Origin of the sequence: Paeniglutamicibacter cryotolerans (assembly GCF_014190875.1) — a bacterium.
Classification (GTDB): Bacteria; Actinomycetota; Actinomycetes; order Actinomycetales; family Micrococcaceae; genus Paeniglutamicibacter; species Paeniglutamicibacter cryotolerans.
On the sequence record NZ_JACHVS010000001.1, the window covers coordinates 2111258 to 2130466 of the forward strand.

Genomic DNA, 19209 nt, shown 5'->3' on the forward strand with positions numbered 1-19209 from the left:
TCCGTCAGTGAGGAAGCCATGACAGAAACAACACCACCAAGCGAGCAAGATGCAGTGATCGCAGCCGCGCACCACCAAGATGAGGTGCTGGTGCGGGACCTGCCGGTCCGCCTACGTGAACTGGTCTCCGTTGCCGCATGCATCGGTATCGGGACGTTGATCCTGTTGGGATCCCGGAACATCACCGTGCGCGGCGGATCCGAGCTCGGACCGACCTTCTGGCCGGTGATGCTCGGCTGGGGCCTGGTGCTCTTCGGAGTAGTCATTGTCTTCAACAACGTGCTGCGCGGCGTCCGCGTGGCGGACATCCCCGATCGGATCGGGGTGTCCGGACTGAAAATGTTCGCACTGACGGCACTCATTGCCGTGGGCTATCTGCTGCTCTGGAACGTGCTGCAGTTCTGGATGATCACCTTCGTGGCACTTGTCCTGTTCACGTTCGTCCTCGGTGGCCGCGGCGTCAAGGCAGTCCTTGTCTTCCCGGCCGTGGTCACCGCGGTCCTCCACTTCCTGTTCATCGTTGCATTGAGAGTCCCGCTATGATCCCGATCCTCGCTTCCCCGGTAACCGATGGCATCGGCGCCGTCTTGGCGCCCGATACGCTGCTGACCATCGGCATCGGCATCTGCATTGGCATGCTCGTTGGGGCGTTCCCCGGGGTCACCGCCACCATGGCAGTGGCTCTGGCCAGCGGTTTCACGCTGACCATGGAACCCACACAGGGCCTGGCCATGCTGCTGACCATCTACGTCGCTGCCCAGTTCGGCGACAGGATCCCGGCGATCCTGATCAACACGCCCGGCACTCCGGCCTCGATCTCCACCACGTTCGACGGCTACCCCCTGGCCCGCCAGGGCAAGGCCGGCCTTGCCCTGACCACCTCGGCCATCGGCTCGGCCGTCGGCATGATCTGCGGCATCGTGATCCTGGCCGTGGCTGCGGTTCCACTGTCGGCCTTCGCCATGCAGTTCGGCCCGCCCGAGATGTTCGCCCTGGTGGTGTTCGGCCTGACCATGATGGTCGGCGTCTCCTCTGGGCGCATCTTCAAGGGCCTGGCGGCCGGCGCCTTCGGGCTGTTCCTTGCCACGATCGGGCGCGACCCGATCACCGGTGACCAGCGCTTCACCTTGGGCATCCTCGAGCTCAACGGCGGCATCCCGTTCATTCCGGTCATCATCGGCTTCTTCGGCCTGGCCGAGGTCATCAACCAGATCCTCACGCACCGCAAAAACAAGGGCGTGAAGCCGATCAGCCAGATGGGCCAGTGGATGCCGGACCGCCAACTGATGAAGCGGCTGGCCAAGCCCATGGGCATCGGCGCCGCCACCGGTTCGGTCATCGGCCTGATCCCGGCCGTCGGCGGCGACATTGCCGGCATCATCGCCTGGGACAACGCAAAGAAGGCCTCCAAGCGCAAGGACGAGTTCGGCAAGGGCTCGCTCGAGGGCCTGACGGCGGGGGACACCTCCTCCACGGCGACCCTCGGCGGCTCGATCACCACCACCATGGCCCTGGGCGTACCCGGGGACTCGGTGATGGCCGTGATGATCGGCTCGATGATGATCTGGGGCATCCAGCCCGGGCCCGGGCTGTTCAACAGCCACCCGGATCTGATTGCCTCGCTGGTCACGATCCTGCTCATCGCCACCGTGGCAACGCTGATCCTGAGCCTGTTGCGCATGAAGGGCGTCATCAAACTGCTGGAACTGCCCGACCACTTCCTGTGGGTGGTCATCCTGGTGTTCTGCATGGTCGGCACCTACTCGATCAACAACTCCGTGTTCGAGGTGGGCATGATGCTGCTCTTCGGCATGGTGGGGCTGTTCATGCTGCGCTTCGGGTTCCCGCCAGGCCCGGCAGTGCTGGGCCTGATCCTGGGGCCGCTGGCCGAGGCCAATCTGCGCCGGGCACTGTTGACCGACGGCTGGTCCTCGATCTTCACCAGCCCGATCGCCCTGGTGCTTTTGACCGTCGCCGTCCTGGCCGTGACCGTTCCGCCGCTGCGACAGCTGGTGCGTCGACGCAAGGAAGCCATCGTGGGCATGAAGGTTCCGACGATGCAGCCGTAGGGCCAGGCCCATCTCGGCAGGGGGGATCCGGAATCGGCGCGCAGGCGCCGATTCCGGATCCCCCCTTTGCATTGTCTAGGGTTGGTTGAATGCAAACTTCCCTGATCCTTCTCGTGCTCGGCATGATAGTCATCGGTGCCATAGCCCAACGGGTGGCGGGGCTCGGTTTCGCCATGGTGGTCTCCCCGTTCCTGATCCTGCTCCTGGGCCCGCACGAAGGCGTCTACCTGGTGAATATCTGCGGCGTCGGCTCCTCGCTGTTGATCATGCCGCGGGTGTTCAAGGACATCGACTGGCGCATGTTCGGTTGGCTGGCATCGTTCAGCGTGATCGGATCGGTGGCCGGATCACTGGCTGCCACGCGCATTCCGGCGGCACCGTTGTCGGTGGTGGTCGGTTCCGTGGTGCTCTTTGCGTTGCTGCTCTCGCTGGTTCTGGTACGCACCAGCTTCACCGCCCGCGGGAACGCACCCAAGGCCACCGCGGGCCTGCTCTCCGGGCTGACCAATGCCATTGCCGGGGTCGGTGGGCCGGCGGTGAGCGCGTATGCGGTGCTGGCCCGTTGGCCGCAGCGGTCCTTCGCCGCCACCTTGCAGCCGTTCTTCGTCTTCACCGGTCTCGTGACGTTGGCGGTAAAGACGGCCGTGGCTCCCGGACAGCTTCCCGAACTCCCGGTCTGGGCCTGGCTGGGCATCGTGGCGTGCATCTGGGGCGGCGTGCTGATCGGGGAGCGCGTGCAGCGCAAGGTGCATGATGACCATGCCCGCTTCTTCGTGCTCTGCGTGGCATTCATCGGTTCGGTCACGGCCCTGGTGAACGGGCTGGCCGGGCTTTAGCGGCCGCGTCGCTGAACCGCTGGGCGTCCAAACGGTGGCACCATGGGAAGACGATGAACGATAAGCGCAACCAGCCATCCCCCGTCCCCGGCACTTCGGCAGCCGGGGGATCGCGATTCGATGTCCTCCGCGAGCGGGTCAGCAACGGCCTGCCGATGCCGCTCTGGCTTCAGGGCGCCTTCGAGCTCCTTCAGGCCGCCTTCTTTTCCGCATTCTTGGTGGTCATTCCCGTGGTGGCCGTCTGGTTCGCCGGCGGGATCCTGGAGCGCCCGATCGAAGACATGTTCAAGCTCAGCGGCCAGATCTGGCTGCTCATCCACGGCGTGCCGCTGACCCTGCACCTGAACGGAGCCGAGTCCGACCCGGAACCGCTGGCCGGCGTGCTCTCGCTGATCCCGCTGGGTTTGACCCTGGTCCCGTTCTTTCTGGCGTGGAGGGCAGGGCGGCGGATTGCCCGCGCCTCCTACACCGACCAGCTCTGGCAAGGCATCGTCGGGGCGCTGGGCGTCTATGTACTCTTCGGGCTGTTCACCGGTTTCGCCGTGCAGACCGAGGAGGCCTCGGTCTCCCTCGGCGCCGCGGCGACCATTCCGTTGATCGCCGCCGGAACCGGGGTGATCGTGGGGTGCCACCGCGAGGCCGGATCCTGGGGACGGTTGATCGGCTTCGACACCGCAGCCTGGATAGCCCGGGCTTCGCAGCATTCGCGCTGGGCCGGATCCTACGTCTGGGCGGTGGTGCGCTCGGGCACGCTGGCCTACGTGATGGCGTTCGGGCTGGCGGCCGCTGTGCTCGCCGTGAACCTGGGCGTGCACTGGCTGGACATCTCCAACGTCTACCAGCAGCTGCGCCCGGGGCTGGTCGGGTCGGCCGTGCTGACCATCGGCCAGCTCGGCATGATGCCGAACCTGGCCCTGTGGACGCTGTCCTGGATCACCGGCGGCGGCATCGTGCTGGGCAACGGAAGCACGCTTTCCACCCTGGAAACCACGGTCGGGCCGCTGCCGGCCGTCCCGTTCCTGGGCGCCCTGCCGACCGGTGAACTGACCTACGCCTGGTGCTTCATGCTGCTGCCGGTGCTCGCCGGGATCATGGCCGGCTGGTTCTTCCTGCGGGTGGGGGAAAACCACTTCGACGACTGGCTCTCGCTGAAGGTCAGGTACCGCTGGCTCAGCCTCGGCGTCTCGACGCTGGCGCTCGGGCTCATCGTTGGATCGATAGCGGCAGCCATCTCGCTGGTGGGAAGCTGGCTGTCGGCCGGATCGCTCGGTATCGGACGCTTCACGGAAGTGGGTCCGGAACTATGGCTGACGGCCGCGTTCCTAGGGGCCGAGGTGGCAGTGGGGACAGCCATCGGCTACCTGCTCGGCCCGCTGCTTGAACACGATCCGGTACTCGACGGCTAGCACCCGGCCCTGAGGCTGGGGCCGGCTGGATGGCCAAAGCCACCGGAGGGGTCTTCGCGAGCCTCACTCGATTCTGCTGTGAAGCCGGCTTCCTGACCCGCAGGCTGACCGTGCCGTTGTGCGCGTTCTCCGTGGTGATCGTCTTCCGGGTCTTGCCCGGGTCGGCCGGGCCGTGGCCTTCTTGGCGCAACACGTTGCGGAACCTGGGGCCCGGGGCGTCTCAGGCCCCGACGTCGTACAGGTGGTGGGCCACGTCGTGCCAGGCGTACCGGGCTGCGGCGAGGATGCTTAACCCGGTCCCGTCCGATCGCCTACCCCTGCGATGCACATCAGTGGGGTCGATGGATTCCAGCGTCCGGGCCAGGAGCCTGGCCTCCCCGCCGAGCTGGTCGGCGACCTCAAGCGGATCCGCCGTCTCATAGTGGGTGGCCGCCGCGTCCTGGTTCCAGTCGTCGAACACCGGGCTGTCCTGTTCGAGCATCAGCTCGATCCGGCCCGTCGTCACGGAGAGCAGGTCGCGCACGTGGGAGCAATACTCGAGTACGCTCCAGCGCCCGGGGTCTTTGCGCACCTTGATCCCGGGGGCCGACAGTGCCAGGGCGAAGCGCGGTGCCGAGCCGCGGAACAGGCCGGCCAACGTGGGCAGATCCAATCTGGAGGCGTCGGTCCCGCATTCGGCGCAGCGCCGGTCGATGGCCCAGCGCCAATCCGCGGCGTGGAGTATCTTCGGGTGGCTCATGAGCCGGTGGAGGGCTCGAGCCGGAGGATGCTGCGCTGGTAGTCGCGTTCGCAGGCCGCCTTGCTGCGTTCGGTCAACGCGCCGGCCTGGCACTCCTGGAAGGCCTTGGTCTGGCTGTAGAAAATCGTCTGTACACCTTGGGCCAGCGTGAAGAGCAGTGCCGCGACGGTGATCAGTGGGACAGTCACGCGCAACATGCCCGGGACATTGACCACGAAAGCCCGGATGACGGACAGGATGCCGGTGACAACGGCGGCGGCACCGAGCACCAGCGAACCGATCGAGTAGGGCAGCGGGGTGAAACTGATCAGGTAGGCGGCGACCAGCAGCATGAACGTAAGCTGCATCCGGCGCAACAGCCGCAGGTCAACCGGTGTGCGGGCGGGGGTGTTCGGAGATTCGGCCATCCTCCCAGCCTAGTGCCCCTCCTGCGCCGGCGGGCCTATCCCAGCAGCGCGTCGAGCCCCGGTGCGTCCTCGGCCGGAAGCAGCGACGAGTAGCGGTCGTAGATCGCCTGTCGGGCCCGGCGTCCGGCCTCCATCGAGTTTCCGGCGGCGATGGCGTCGAAAATGCCCCGGTCCAGGGCCGCCGAATCCGCCTCGATCCGCGCGGAATCCGCTGCATCCTTCAGCTGCTGGGTGATCAGTTGGAGAATTGCCCCGGCAACCGCCTGCCCGCACATCGAGAGCAGCGCATTGCCGCTGGCCTCCCAGACCGCCAGATGGAAGTCCACGTCGGCGCGGGCGAAGGCTGCCGTGTCGGCGCCGACGGCCGCTTCCATGCGTTCCACGCAGGAACCCATGGCCGCCAGCTGGTCGGGTGTATGCAGTGTCGCGGCAAGCCGGCAGGCGGCCGAGTCGAGGACCAGGCGGAACTGCACGAGCTCGCGCATCGAGAGCGAATCGAGGCGCACCATGGTGGTGAACGAGCGGGTCAGCGACGCGGGGGAAGGCTCGAGCACCAGGGGGCCGCCGCGGCCACCCGGCTTTGACTCGACCAGGCCCATCGACTGGAGCACGCGCAGCGCCTCGCGGATGGTCGGCCGGGAGACGGAAAACTGCACCATGAGCTCGCGCTCGGAGGGCAGATGGTCCCCGGGGGCCACGGCTCCGGAGGTGATGGCGTTCTCGATCTGCTCTACGACCCGTTCATAGGTGCGGACCGGCACGGCAGGGGTGAAATTCGTCGTCAAGAATTCGGCCTCTCGGTGGGGCTGGTTGTCGCGGTCTGCGGCACAGTGCTTTGCCCTCATGATACTGGTGCGCCCTAGGTAACTGGTCTTACCAGCCAACTTGGTTGAAATATACGTGCATTCTGCTGTTGTATGAATCACAATGGTGGGACGGGTTTGACGGGCCAGTCCCGGATAGCTTGAAATGACTGAATCATTCGTCCCTCGTAACTAGTGAAGGTAGAGGACATGCCATTGCGTATCCCAGCAAGGAAAACACTCACCCTGACCGCCGTGGCGCTTTCCGCGGCTCTGGCGCTGACCGGCTGCAACGCCGGTGGCGGCAGCGGGGACACCACGGGTGCCGCGCCCAAGGATTCGCTGGTAGTCGCACTCACCGGTGAGCCGGTGAACCTCGACTTCACCACCACGGCAGGTGCCGCCATCCCGCAGGCCCTGATGTCCAACGTCTACGAGGGCCTGGTCCAAGTCGACCAGACCGGCGCCATCACCCCGCTGCTGGCCAAGAGCTGGGAACTGTCCAAGGACCGCAAGAACTACACCTTCACCCTGGTCGAGGGCGCCAAGTTCTCCAACGGCGAGGCCTTCGACGCCGACGATGTGAAGTTCTCCATCGAACGCGTGAAGTCGGATAAGTGGCTCTCGGGCATGAAGTCCAAGATGGACATCGTCGACAAGGTCACGGTGAAGTCCCCGACCGAGGTCACCGTCGCGCTCAAGCAGCCTTCGAACGCCTGGCTGTTTAACATGACCACGCTGGTCGGTGCCATGTTCGACCCCTCGGGCGTGGATGACCTGGCCAACAAGGCCATCGGCACCGGCCCCTACGCGCTGACCGAGTGGAAGCGCGGCGAGTCGATCAACTTCGATGCCCGCGCGGATTACTGGGGCACCGCCCCGAAGACCAAGAAGGCAACGCTGAAGTACTTCAGCGATGCGGTGGCCACCACGAACGCGCTGAAGTCCGGCGACGTCGACGTGGTCTTCAACATGCAGGCCCCGGAACTCGTGGACTCCTTCAAGGCAGACACCAAGTTCCAGGTGCTCGATGGCACTTCCAACGGCGAGATCATGCTCTCGATGAACAACAAGGCCAAGCCGTTCGACGACGTGCGGGTGCGACAGGCAGTCATGTACGCGATCGACCGCAAGGCGGTCGTGGACTCGGCCTGGAACGGCTACGGCACGCTCGTGGGCGGCCCGGTGCCCCCGACCGACCCGTACTACGAGGACCTCAACGGGGTCTACCCGTTCGACCCGGCCAAGGCCAAGGCGCTGCTCAAGGACGCAGGCGTCGAGAACCTGGACATCACCTTCACCGTCCCGACCCGTCCGTACGCTGCGGCCATCTCCGAGATCGTCGTCTCGCAGCTGAAGGACGTCGGCATCAACGCCAAGATCGAAACCGCCGAATTCCCGGCCGTCTGGCTGGATAAGGTCTTCACCAAGCACGATTACCAGATGTCGATCGTGCTGGCCGTCGAGGCCCGCGACGTGTTGACCATGTTCAACAACCCGGACTACTACATCGGCTTCGACAACTCGAAGATCGCCCCGATTGCCGCAGCTGCCGACAAGGCCGACGAGGCCGGGTTCGTCTCGGGCATGAAGAAGGTCGTCCGCGAGATCGTGGACCAGGCCGGTTCCGACACGCTGTTCATCTTCCCGAACATCGTCGTGGCCAACGCGGACGTGACAGGCATCCCGGCGAACTCGGTCACCGAGGCGCTGAACCTGTCCGTCATGGGCTGGAAATAACAAAGTACTCACGTAAGGGACCGCCCGCATGATCATTAGGATCCTCACGAACCTGCTCAGGTTCGTGGCAACCTTCATCGCCGCAACGGTGATGGTCTTCCTCCTCCTGCGGGCGGTCCCCGGTGATCCGGCAAAGATCGCCTTGGGTGAGCACTCGACGCCCGAGCTCCTGGCACAAATGCAGAAGGAGTTCGGGACCGACCGCCCACTCATCGTGCAGTACTTCGACTGGGTTTCGGGGTTGCCGTTCGGCGATTTCGGCACCTCCTACGTCACCCGTTCGGACCTCAGTCCGTTGATCATGGACCGGGTCCAGGTCTCGCTGATCCTGGTCGTGCTGGCCATGCTGCTGGCACTGGTCATCGCTATCCCGTTCGGCACGTTCGCCGCGGTCAGGCACCGCAAGGCCTCCGGCGCCGTCATCTCGGCGGTCAGCCAGCTGGGCATCGCGATCCCGGGCTTCCTGGCCGGCATCCTGCTGGTTGTCGCCTTCGCCGTCGGCCTGGGCTGGTTCCCGGCCAACGGCTGGACCCCGCCGGGGCAGGACCCAGCCGACTTCCTGCGCCGGGTCACCCTGCCCGTGGTGGCGCTCGCCTCGGTGCAGGCAGCCGTGCTCACCCGCTACGTGCGCTCCGCGGTGCTCGAGGTCATGAGCGAGGACTACCTGCGCACCGCCCGGGCCAAGGGGCTTTCACCGATGAAGGCCCTGGTGAAGCACGGGCTGCGCAATGCCGCCATTCCGGTCATCACCGTCACCTCGGTGCAGCTGGCGGCGTTGATCATCGGCGCGGTAGTCATTGAAAAGGTCTTCGTGATTCCGGGCCTGGGCTCGCTGCTGCTCGACTCGGTGGGCAACCGCGACATGATCGCCGTGCAATCGATCGTGATGGTGCTCGTCGGACTGACCCTGATCATCAACCTGCTCGTCGACGTGCTGTACACGATCGTCGACCCGCGCATCCGCAAGACGGCTTGAGGGGCCAGACCATGACTACTGAATCCATCCCCAAGACGCGTACCAGGGGCCGCCGGCGCTGGGGCACCAACATGATCATCGGTGCCGTGCTGGTCGGCCTGGTTGCCGCCGCTGCCGTGCTCTCGCTCTTCTGGACCCCGTTCGATCCGGTCCAGGCGTTCCCCTCCGAGCGGCTCCAAGGCTCCAGCCCCACCCACTTGATGGGCACCGACTGGCTGGGCCGCGACATCTTCTCCATCGTGCTCACCGGCGCCCAGGTCACCATCCTGGTCGGGTTGGCCGCGGTGGCCATCGCGCTGCTGGTCGGCACCCCGCTGGGCATCCTGGCCGGGATGAAGCGCGGCGCCACCGAGGAAGTCACCATGCGCTTCGCCGACGTGCTGCTGGCCTTCCCGGCACTGCTGGTCGCGATCGTCTTTTCCGCCGTCTTCGGGGCCAGTACCATGACGGCCATGGTGGCCATCGGCATCGGCTCGATCCCCGGCTTCGCCCGCGTGGCCCGCGCCGGCACGCTGCAGGTCATGAGCACCGAATACGTCCAGGCCGCGCGTGCTTCATCGCAGCCGGCGCTGCGCGTGGCCTGGCGCCACGTGATGCCGAACATCGTCGGCATGGTCGTGGTGCAGTGTTCGGTCACCTTCGCCCTGGCCGTGCTGGCCGAGGCCGCCCTGTCCTTCCTGGGCCTGGGCACGCCCCCGCCGATCCCGTCCTGGGGCCGCATGCTGCAGGCCTCCCAGAACTACTGGGGCCTCTATCCGATGCTTGCCGTCTGGCCCGGCGCCGCCATCGCCGCGGCGGTCATGGGCTTCAACATGCTCGGCGACGGGCTGCGCGACCGCTTCGACCCGAAGCTGAATGGAGAGCGTTCATGAGCGCCAACACCACCCAGAACCTGCTGCGCGTCGAGGGGCTTTCGGTCTCCACGGGCGGCTTCTCCCTGGTGCACGATGTCAGCTTCGCCATGGCCCGCGGCGAACGAATCGGCTTGATCGGCGAATCCGGCTCCGGCAAATCGCTGACCACCACCGCACTGATGAGCCTGCTTCCCGAAGGGCTATCGGCCACCGGCACGGTGAAGCTGGCAGGACACGAGGCGAACTTCGTCGATGCCACCGACTCCACCATGCGCAAGATCCGCGGCCGCGACATGGCCATGGTCTTCCAGGAACCGCTGACCGCGCTGAACCCGCTGATGCGCGCCGGGGCACAGGTCGCCGAGATCATGCTCCAGCACAAGACGGTTTCCTCGCGCCGCGAGGCGAACGCCAAGGCCATCGAGATGCTCGCCGCCGTGAAGCTCCCGGATCCGGCCGAAGCGGCGCGGGCCTACCCGCACCAGCTTTCCGGCGGACAGCGCCAGCGCGTGATGCTGGCGATGGCGCTGGCCAACGACCCTGCGCTGCTGCTGGCCGACGAGCCGACCACCGCCCTGGATGTCACGGTGCAGCGCCAGGTCCTGGACCTGGTCCTGGAATCCGTGGTCGAACGCGGTACCGGGCTGCTCTTCATCACCCACGACCTCGCCGTGGTGGCCAACATGTGCACCCGCGTGCTGGTCATGAACAAGGGCAGGGTCGTGGAGGAGGGTGCCACGGAAGACATTTTCACCCGTCCGCAGCACCCCTACACCCGCGGGCTGCTCGCCGCCAGCGACCTGGAGGCCACCGACAACGACGGGCGCCTGTTTACCGTCGCCTCCTCCGCCGCCTACGTGCCGCCGACGGCCGAGCAAACCCTGGCCCGCGCGCAGGCAGCCGAGGCGGCAGCGGCGCCGAAACAGGCAGCGGACACGGCCGGTACCGAAACGCCCGATGTCGAACCGGTCATCAAAATCACCGACCTGACACGCACGTACAAGCGCGGGCGTTCTTCGCTCTTCGGCAAGCCATCCGAGGTCCATGCGCTGCAGGCAGCCAACTTCACCGTGCTGCCGGGCGAACGCCTGGGCGTGGTGGGGGAGTCCGGATCGGGCAAGTCCACGCTGCTGCGCATCCTGGCCGGACTCGACCAGCCCACCTCCGGTTCGGCAGTGGTGGCCGGCAACGAGGTCGCCGGTGCCAAGGAATCCGAACTGGTGCAGCTGCGCCAGGAGCTGCAGATCGTTTTCCAGGACCCGATGGGTTCGCTGAACCCGCGCATGAAGGTGCTGGACATCGTCACCGAGCCGCTGCTGGTGCCCGGGCGCAACGAAAACGCTGCCCAGCGCCGGGTCATGGCCCAGGACATGCTCGAGGCGGTCGGCCTGGGCGCCGACACGCTGGATCGCTACCCGCACCAGTTCTCCGGCGGCCAGCGCCAGCGCATCTCCATTGCCCGCGCCCTGATCTGCCGCCCGCGCGTGCTGGTGGCCGACGAACCGGTCTCCGCGCTGGACGTCTCGGTCCGCGCACAGGTGCTGAACCTGCTCGCCGATCTGGTCGACGCCTACCAGCTGACCCTGGTCTTCGTTTCCCACGACCTCGCAGTGGTCCGCCACCTGTGCGACAAGGTCGTGGTGATGCAGTCCGGCGTCATCGTCGAGGCCGGCGACACCGAAACCGTCTACACCAACCCGCAGCACCCCTATACCGCCAAGCTCGTCGCCAGTTCGATGAACCTGCGCGCCGAGGTACTGGCCAAGGAACTGGTAGCAACCAACACCCAGTAGCACGCTCCGGGCAACCGGGGCACTAAGGAAGTACAGCATGACGCAGCAGACCCGAGAATCAACGGCAGCCGAGATGGCCGCGGGATACGCCGCCGGGCTCGACCCGCGCGACGTGGCGGAGGGAGTGCTGAGCCGGATCGCCGAGCGCGAACCGGTGCTCAACGCCTTCTACCTGCACGATCCGGAGCAGGTCCGCACCGATGCTGCGGCATCGGCCGCCCGCTGGGCCGCCGGAACGCAGCTCTCGGCGTTCGACGGGGTGCCGGTCACGGTGAAGGAGAACATCCCGCGTGCCGGACACCCGGTCCCCGCCGGCACCGCCATCGCGAACCCGCCGTTGGCAGCGTCAAACGCTCCCATCACCGACCGCCTGCTCGAGGCGGGCCTTCTCATCCTGGGATCCACCACGATGCCGGACTGGGGCATGCTCTCCTCGGGTGTTTCCTCGCTGCACGGCATCTCCCGCAACGCCTGGGACCCGTCGCTGACCACCGGCGGCTCCAGCGCCGGTGCCGGAGCGGCCGCTGCAGCCGGCTACGGCCCGCTGCATGTGGGTACGGACATCGGCGGCTCCATCCGGCTTCCGGGCACCTGGGCCGGGCTGGCAACGCTCAAGCCCAGTGCCGGGCTGGTCCCGCTGCATGCCCCCTACATGGGCCGCGCAGCCGGTCCGCTGACCCGCACTGTCGCCGACGCGCAGGCGCTGATGAGTGTCATCGCCCGCCCCGATGCCCGCGACTACTCAGCCCGTCCCTACCCGGCGATGGACTGGGAGCAGGTGCTTGAATCCCCTGCCGGACTGCGCGTGGGCGTGCAGCTGGATGCCGGTTCCGGCGCCGACGTGGACCCGGAAATCCTGGCCGCGGTGCAGCGTGCGGCCGACGTGTTTGCTTCCGCCGGCGCCACGATCGTTCCGGTGGCACCGTTCATGAGCCCTGCGATGCTGGCGGAGATCGACGCGTTCTGGCGCACCCGCTCCTGGGCCGACTACAGCGCACTGGATGATCAAGCCCGCTCCCAGGTGCTGCCCTACATCGCCCGCTGGTGCTCCGGCGCCAAGGACTACGACGGCCTGGCAACTGTCCGCCATTACCACCGCTTTGCCGAGGTCCAGCAGGTCACCCGCGCTGCCACCGAGCAATTCGACCTGGTGCTTTCGCCGGTCGCCCCGATGGCAGCGTTCGCCGCCGAGCAGGAGATGCCGGTCAACGACCCCGACCTGCCCATGGCGCACATCTCCTTCACCCTGCCCTACAACATGTCGGGCCAGCCGGCGGCGACGGTGAACTGCGGGTTCACCTCAGACGGACGCACCATCGGCCTGCAGGTCTCCGGGCGCACCGGAGCCGATGACGACGTGCTGGCTGCCTGCGCCTGGTACGAGACCGCGCGCGGGGACGCGGCGCCGAACTGGTCGCTGGTTCAGTAACCACGCCACGCGCGCGAACCGTCAACGGTGGCCCGGAACCCGGGCAAGGGGTTGCGGGCCACCGGCCTTTTCTGCTGCGGTTAAGCTTGATGAGGCAAACCGCCCGTGAACCGTAGAGGACCGAACGAGACTGTGCGTCTGATCAAGCCCAAGAAATCCTTCCGCTTCTTTGCCTGGGGCGCTCTCCTGCTCGGGGTGGGGGCACTGAGCGGTTTCGCCGCGGGGCATGATGCGGGTTCCGGCATCGCCGAACGCCTGCTCCTGGGCGGTGTCGTCCTGTCGGTCTTCGGCGCCGCGTTGCTGCTTGTTTCCCTTTCCCGGGCGCTGCGGAACCTGGATGGCATCGCCGAGTACTTCTTCCGCCAGCAACAGCGCGCCCGGGGGCCGCAGCCGCCGGTGCATACCTCGGAGTTGCCGAAAATAAGGACCGCCTCGAAGCCCAGGTGAGCGGACGGTGCGTTGAATCGACGGTGCCACCAGCGGTGTCCGAGCGCCCGTGACATGATGTTCCCGCGGGACTCGAGATCACGGCCATGCTCCAACGAACCGTCGCCGAGGCGTTCGACCATGACTGCAACGTGGAGGATGCGACGGCCAGCGATGAACCGGCCGGCAGCGGCTCCACGCGGCCAACCGGCTCGAGCCGGTGCGGACGGCAACCATCAGTGCCGCCTTTGAGTCATGCGACGCATCTGCCTCGTCATGCGCGACTACCTCCGGGGCGAGGCGCTCCTCGACCAACGGCGGCGGATGTTCAGCCCGGGGGAACCGTCCCGGTGATGACCATCGAACCGGACGGCCTGCAATGGCGTCTGGGGCGGAACCACTACACGGTGCCCGGCTTCTAACGCCGGCCTACGCGCGGGGCTTGTGCGCCGCCGTGGGATCCGAATCCGCGACGCCCAGCACCAGGCCGAGCGCCTCGAAGTGGTGGTAATCGGGCCGTTCCCAATTCCCGCCCCACTGAAACCCGGCGTCGATGAAGGCACGCACCACCGGGTGGGCGGCCGTGAACATCCCGGGCAGGTCCAGGGTGCGGTCCGTGTAGTCGATCTCCGCCGACGGACCCCAATGGCCATCGGCATACAGGTACGGATTCTGCAGCGGGTTGAGGTCCACCGCGGCACCCCAGGAATGGTTGGACGGCCGGGTGGTCCCGGAGATCAGCCGGTAGTTGAAGCAGGAGCTGTTGTTCGCCGCCATCGAGACCTCGTCGTCGCCGCGGAAGCGTTCGTCGTCCAACGGCAGCGCCTGATGGATCGGGAAGCGTTCGGCGAAGGCCACGCCCAGCACGGTTTCCAGCAGCGGCTCGAGGAGATGGTGCACGACCATCGTCCCGCTTCCGATGGTGCCCTCGAAGGTCCAGTGGCTGAAGCTGACGTGCCGCAGGTCCTGCGGGTTGACCGGGCAGCCGTTGCCGAAGGTATGGGCCAGGTCCACCCATTCGGTGACCCTGCTGGAAAAGGCGAAGGCTCCGGGGCCGGGCATGGTACTCATCTGCTTCCAACTCCTCATCGGGTGGGGGCGTATCGGATCCAGTCTGGCACCGATTGAGGTCTCGGGTGTAGCCTGCGACGCATGGCCATCGCGCGTACACCCACCCTTGTCATCGACTGCCCGGACCCCACGGCCCTCGCCGCCTTTTACGGATCCCTCTTAGGCTGGGAAGTGAGGGGCGAGGACGACTGGACCGAAATCCGGCCCGCGGACGGCTCGAACGCCATCTCGTTCCAGCAGGTGTCCGGCTATCGGGCACCTGACTGGCCTGGGCAGGAGCATCCGCAGCACATGCACCTGGACCTGGTGGTGCAGGACCTGGAGACGGGGCAGGACGAGGTGCTGCGGCGCGGTGGGCGCTTGGCAGCCGACCAACCCGGAACCACGTTCCGTGTCTTCCTGGACCCGGCGGGCCACCCGTTCTGCCTCTGCCTCAGTTAACGCACCACGCCCCGCGGCCGGGAGGCCGTGGGGCGTGGATGGGCGAAAAGGATCAGGCCGGCGGGGTGAAGCGGCCATCGATGGCGGTCCACCCGCCATCGACAGTCAGCACCGAACCGGTGACGAAGCTTGCGGCATCCGAGGTGAGGTAGACCACGGCGCCGGCGAGCTCCTCCGGACGGGACCAGCGGCCCAGCGCGCTCTTGTTCGCGTAGGCGTCATACCACTCCGGGTTGGCCTTGATCTGGGCCGTCAGCGGAGTTTCCACAACGCCCGGAGCCACGGCATTCACGCGCACGCCCTGCGGACCGAACTCGGCGGCCGCCGTCTTCATCAGCTGCACCAGACCGGCCTTGGAGGCGGCGTAGACGCCCTGGCCCGGTTCCACGACCGTTGCGCGGATCGAGGCGAACCCAGTGATCGAGCCGCCGCCGCGGGCGGCCATGTTCGGGGCGAACGCGCGGATCAGCGAGAAGCTGGCGCGCAGGTTCAGGTTCACCACGCGGTCGAACTCGTCCATCGAGTAGTCGGCGATGCGCTTGCGCACGTTGGTCGCGGCGGTGAAGACCAGTGAGTCCAGGTCGCTATAGGCGGCTGCCGCGGCCGTGACGGCTTCGACGTCGGTGACATCGAGCTGGTAGGCCGTGGTCGGGCCCCCGGCCAGTGCCGCGGTTTCGGCCGCGGCCTCCAGGTTCCTGTCGGCGCACACCACGGTGGCGCCCTGGGCCACGAGGGCGAGCACCGACTCGCGGCCGATGCCGGAGCCCGAGCCGATGACCATGACCTTGCGGCCATCGAGGCGGAACAGCTTGCTGTAATCGATTCCTGCGTTCACTTCTAAGTCCTTAGTTTCTGTACTGGAATATCGGTTAGGCCGGGCGGATCATGGCCATGCGGGTGATGGTGAATTCCTCGATGGCCCAGCGTGGTCCCTCGCGGCCGATCCCCGAGTCCTTCACGCCGCCGTAGGGCATGATGTCCGAGCGGAAGCCCGGGATCTCGTTGACCACGACGCCGCCGACATCGAGCCGGTTGATCGCCTCGAACGCGTTGGCCAGCGAGCGCGTGTAGACAGCCGCCTGCAGGCCGTAGCGCGAATCGTTGACCAGGTCGATGGCCTCGTCCATGGAAGCGACCGTATCCAGGCAGAGCACGGGGCCGAAGATCTCCTGGCACCAGAGCGGCGAGGTGCGCGGCACGTCGATCAGCACCGTCGGGTTGACCAGGCCCGGGGCCGTGGCGTCCGGATCCTTCGCCGCATTGGTGGCGACGATGCGCGCGCCGGCCGCCATGGCGTCGGCGATCCAGGAGTTGATCCGGTCTGCCGAGGCGGCGTTGATGACCGGGGCGACGCGGGTTGCGGCATCGCGCGGATCGCCGACGACGACCTCGGGCATGCGTACCGCGAGCTTGGTGGCGAACTCGGTGGCGATGTCCTGGTGCAATACCACGCGCTGGACCGAGATGCAGGCCTGGCCGTTGGCGTAGAAGCCGCCGCGGACCACTGCATCGACGGCGGCGTCGACATCGGCATCGGCATCGACGATCAGGCCGGTGTTCGAGCCGAGCTCCAGTACCGCCTTGCGCGGTGCCGCATCGCGGGCGATTTGGTGCCCGACGCCGGCCGAACCGGTGAAGGAGACCACGGCGGCACGAGGATCGCGCACCAGCGTCTCGCCGACCTCGATGCCGCCGTTGACCAGCTGGACGGCGGACCGGGGAAGCCCGTGGGCCGCCAGCACGCCGCGGATCAGGTCGACCATCCACAGCGTGGCCAGGGGGGTATCGGGGGAGGGCTTGAGGATGATCGGGCAGCCGGCCGCCAACGCCGGGGCGATCTTGTGGCTGGCCAGCAGGACGGGGTAGTTGAAGCCGGCGATGCCGACGACGACTCCCGCGGGGCGGCGGGTGTAGTAGCCGAGCATGCCGGCGCCCAGTGGCTGCAGGTCAAGCGGCACCGTTTCCCCGGTCATCCGGGTGACTTCCTCCGCGGCGGCGGTCCAGGTGGTCAGCGTGCGGGCCATTTCTACACCGCAGTCGACGGCGGGCTTGCCGGTTTCCAGCACCAGCAGTTCGCGCAGTTCGGCGCTCCGGGCTGCGAGGGCGTCGTGGATGTCGCTGAGCACGGCGCGGCGGGCGCCTGTGGTGGCCGCCGCCATGGCGGGAAGCGCGGCGGTCGCCTCATCCAGGGCCAGGGCGGCGATGGCTGCATCGCCGAACGGCGCCTGGCCGATGACCGATCCGTCGTAGGGGAAGATAACGTCGGTACTCGACGTGGCCGGTACGCCGTTTTCGCCCACGGGCAGCGTGGCCGCCAGTGGGGCGGGGAAGGGGGAATGGGTGCTCATGAGCTGATCCTGTCCGGGGTCCGCCGTCGGCGCCCTCTATTGAACGAGTGGTCTTACCAGTGATATAGGTAGACTACTGGTGAAATGCAGGCCGAAGCAATGGAGATGACAACGATGACCGGTTCCACGTCGGAAAAGCGCACGTATTCCCTGGCAGTCGTCCCGGGTGACGGCATCGGTCCGGAGGTCACCGGCTGTGCCCTCGCGGTCCTGGACCGGGCTCAGGAGCTCTTCGGCTTCGCCACCGAACGCGAGCACATCGACGCCGGGGCCAATCATTACCTCGCCACCGGCGAGCTGTTTGCCGGTCCCATCGAGGGGCGCCTGCGGGGCAAGGACGCGATCCTCTTCGGCTCCATGGGGGACCCGTCGGTAGCTCCTGGCATCCTCGAGCGCGGCTTCATCCTGGCCATGCGCCAGACCTTCGCGCAGGCGGTGAACCTGCGCCCAGTGCGCCTGTACCCCGGTGTCAAGACGCCGATCGCCGACCTCACCCCCGAACGCTGCGACATGGTCATCGTCCGCGAGAACACCGAGGGTGCCTACGTCGGACGCGGATCCACCGTCCACGCCGGGACCAGGAATGCAGTGGCGATCCAGGAATCGATCAACACCCGTGCCGGCGTCGAGCGCGTCATCGAGTACTCCTTCCGCCTGGCTGCCTCCCGGCGCAAGAAGCTGACGCTCTGCCACAAGACCAACATCCTGGTCGAGGCCGGCAAACTCTGGACCGAGACCATGGCCGATGTCGCCAAGCGCTACCCCGAGGTCGAGACGGACTACGTGCATGTGGACGCCATGTGCTTCCACTTGCCGATTTCCCCCGAGCGCTTCGACGTGGTCGTCACGGACAACCTGTTCGGCGACATCATCACCGACCTGGGCGCCGTCATCCAGGGCGGGCTCGGTGTTGCAGCCAGCGCCAACCTGAACCTGGACGGCAGCGCCCCGAGCATGTTCGAGGCCATCCACGGGTCGGCCCCCGATATCGCTGGGAAGGGCTTCGCGAATCCGGCGGGTGCTGTGCTCTCGTTGGCCATGTGCCTCGCGCACCTCGGTGAGGTCGACGCGGCCCACGCGGTGGAAACGGCGGTGGTGAGCGTGCTGGGCACGATGGAGGGTCTGAGCGGACCGGCCATGGGCGGATCCACCGACGAGGTCGGCGCCCGCATCGTGGAGACCCTTGAGGCGGTTGTTGCCGGAACGGTGCCGCTGCTGGCCGGGCGCTCCGTCATGGAGGGCCTGGGCGCAGCCGCCAGCCACTAAACTGATCAAATGCGCATCGTAGCCCTCGTTTCAGGTACCGGATCCAATTTGCAGGCAGTCATCGACGCCGTCGCCGACAAGTCGCTGGATATAGATATAGCGGCCGTGGGTGCCGACAAGCACGGCACCTACGGCGTCGAGCGTTCGGCCGCTGCCGGCATCGACACGTTCGTGGTGAACTTCAAGGACTTCACCGATCGTGGCGATTGGAACCACGCGCTGACCGAGAAGTGCCTGTCCTACGCTCCGGACTACGTGGTTTCCAGTGGTTTCATGCGGATCGTCGGCGAGGAGTTCATTGGCGCCTTCGACGGCACCTACATCAACACCCATCCGGCGCTGCTTCCAAGCTTCCCGGGAGCCCATGGCGTCCGCGACGCGCTGGCCTATGGCGTGAAGGTCACCGGATGCACCGTCCATATCGCCGATGCGGGCGTCGACACCGGCCCCATCCTCATGCAGGAGGCGGTCTCGATCGTGCCCGGCGATACCGAGGAATCGCTGCATGAGCGGATCAAGGTCGTCGAACGCCGCCTGCTCATCGCCACGCTGGCAGCGCTGGCCGCCAAGGTCTAGCGCTGGAATCCAGGCCGGAATGAACGGCT

General features: G+C 66.9%; 19 protein-coding genes. 13 read left to right on the forward strand and 6 right to left on the reverse strand.

Translation table 11 applies throughout. The annotated features are described in order from the left end of the window. Positions 1–18: 18 nt before the first annotated feature. The 4 genes from E9229_RS09775 (at position 19) to E9229_RS09790 (ending at position 4311) form a co-directional block, all read left to right on the forward strand. Complete coding sequence (locus E9229_RS09775) at positions 19–543, forward strand: tripartite tricarboxylate transporter TctB family protein (protein ID WP_183511013.1); 525 nt, start codon at positions 19–21, stop codon at positions 541–543. Further along, positions 540–2069, forward strand: a complete 1530-nt coding sequence (locus E9229_RS09780) for a tripartite tricarboxylate transporter permease (RefSeq protein ID WP_183511014.1) — start codon at positions 540–542, stop codon at positions 2067–2069. Before E9229_RS09775 ends, E9229_RS09780 begins: the two co-directional genes overlap by 4 nt. A gap of 89 nt (positions 2070–2158) precedes the next feature. Next, positions 2159–2905 carry a sulfite exporter TauE/SafE family protein gene (locus E9229_RS09785; protein WP_183511015.1) on the forward strand — a complete coding sequence of 249 codons (747 nt, stop codon included), beginning with the start codon at positions 2159–2161 and terminating at the stop codon, positions 2903–2905. Between the two features lie 53 nt (positions 2906–2958). Then, positions 2959–4311: a cell division protein PerM gene (locus tag E9229_RS09790; protein WP_221184428.1), complete on the forward strand. Its 1353-nt coding sequence runs from the start codon at positions 2959–2961 to the stop codon at positions 4309–4311. A 220-nt stretch (positions 4312–4531) separates the two neighbouring features. Here the strand turns inward: E9229_RS09790 and E9229_RS09795 are convergent, their stop codons facing one another. From E9229_RS09795 to E9229_RS09805, 3 genes are read right to left on the reverse strand one after another with little or no spacing between them, the layout of a single operon-like run. Beyond that, positions 4532–5050 (reverse strand): DinB family protein, encoded by a 519-nt coding sequence (locus tag E9229_RS09795; RefSeq protein WP_183511016.1) that lies wholly within the window; start codon positions 5048–5050, stop codon positions 4532–4534. Continuing rightward, the gene (locus E9229_RS09800) at positions 5047–5457 is read right to left on the reverse strand and encodes a hypothetical protein (protein ID WP_183511017.1); all 411 of its coding nucleotides are present in this window, start codon (positions 5455–5457) and stop codon (positions 5047–5049) included. The genes E9229_RS09795 and E9229_RS09800 overlap by 4 nt, the downstream gene beginning before the upstream one ends. Before the next feature lie 35 nt (positions 5458–5492). Next, a complete protein-coding gene (locus E9229_RS09805) occupies positions 5493–6242 on the reverse strand; it encodes a FadR/GntR family transcriptional regulator (RefSeq protein ID WP_246380453.1) in 750 nt (249 codons plus the stop codon). A 228-nt stretch (positions 6243–6470) separates the two neighbouring features. Between E9229_RS09805 and E9229_RS09810 the strand changes: the two genes are divergently transcribed. From E9229_RS09810 to E9229_RS09835, 6 genes are all read left to right on the forward strand, one after another. Beyond that, entirely contained in the window at positions 6471–8000 is a 1530-nt protein-coding gene (locus E9229_RS09810; RefSeq protein WP_183511019.1) for an ABC transporter substrate-binding protein, read from the forward strand. Positions 8001–8028: 28 nt separating this feature from the next. Next, positions 8029–8976 (forward strand): ABC transporter permease, encoded by a 948-nt coding sequence (locus E9229_RS09815; RefSeq protein WP_183511020.1) that lies wholly within the window; start codon positions 8029–8031, stop codon positions 8974–8976. 11 nt (positions 8977–8987) lie between these two features. Continuing rightward, on the forward strand, positions 8988–9848 hold the full coding sequence (locus E9229_RS09820) for an ABC transporter permease (protein WP_183511022.1): 861 nt from the start codon (positions 8988–8990) through the stop codon (positions 9846–9848). Next, positions 9845–11623 (forward strand): dipeptide ABC transporter ATP-binding protein, encoded by a 1779-nt coding sequence (locus E9229_RS09825; protein WP_183511023.1) that lies wholly within the window; start codon positions 9845–9847, stop codon positions 11621–11623. The genes E9229_RS09820 and E9229_RS09825 overlap by 4 nt, the downstream gene beginning before the upstream one ends. A gap of 37 nt (positions 11624–11660) precedes the next feature. Continuing rightward, positions 11661–13052: an amidase gene (locus E9229_RS09830; RefSeq protein ID WP_183511024.1), complete on the forward strand. Its 1392-nt coding sequence runs from the start codon at positions 11661–11663 to the stop codon at positions 13050–13052. 105 nt (positions 13053–13157) lie between these two features. Continuing rightward, on the forward strand, positions 13158–13499 hold the full coding sequence (locus E9229_RS09835; protein WP_183511025.1) for a hypothetical protein: 342 nt from the start codon (positions 13158–13160) through the stop codon (positions 13497–13499). Between the two features lie 408 nt (positions 13500–13907). Here E9229_RS09835 and E9229_RS09840 read toward each other — a convergent pair whose 3' ends face one another. Further along, a complete protein-coding gene (locus E9229_RS09840) occupies positions 13908–14549 on the reverse strand; it encodes a M15 family metallopeptidase (RefSeq protein WP_183511026.1) in 642 nt (213 codons plus the stop codon). A gap of 81 nt (positions 14550–14630) precedes the next feature. Between E9229_RS09840 and E9229_RS09845 the strand changes: the two genes are divergently transcribed. Further along, on the forward strand, positions 14631–14990 hold the full coding sequence (locus E9229_RS09845; protein ID WP_183511027.1) for a VOC family protein: 360 nt from the start codon (positions 14631–14633) through the stop codon (positions 14988–14990). 52 nt (positions 14991–15042) lie between these two features. Here the strand turns inward: E9229_RS09845 and E9229_RS09850 are convergent, their stop codons facing one another. Further along, positions 15043–15771: an SDR family NAD(P)-dependent oxidoreductase gene (locus E9229_RS09850; protein ID WP_183511991.1), complete on the reverse strand. Its 729-nt coding sequence runs from the start codon at positions 15769–15771 to the stop codon at positions 15043–15045. A gap of 88 nt (positions 15772–15859) precedes the next feature. Further along, a complete protein-coding gene (locus E9229_RS09855; protein WP_183511028.1) occupies positions 15860–17338 on the reverse strand; it encodes an aldehyde dehydrogenase family protein in 1479 nt (492 codons plus the stop codon). Positions 17339–17452: 114 nt separating this feature from the next. On the opposite strand from E9229_RS09855, the gene E9229_RS09860 reads away from it, so the two are divergent. Next, positions 17453–18604 carry a 3-isopropylmalate dehydrogenase gene (locus E9229_RS09860; RefSeq protein WP_246380454.1) on the forward strand — a complete coding sequence of 384 codons (1152 nt, stop codon included), beginning with the start codon at positions 17453–17455 and terminating at the stop codon, positions 18602–18604. A gap of 9 nt (positions 18605–18613) precedes the next feature. Then, positions 18614–19180, forward strand: coding sequence for a phosphoribosylglycinamide formyltransferase (purN, locus tag E9229_RS09865; RefSeq protein ID WP_183511029.1), 567 nt, complete (start codon positions 18614–18616; stop codon positions 19178–19180). Positions 19181–19209 lie beyond the last annotated feature (29 nt).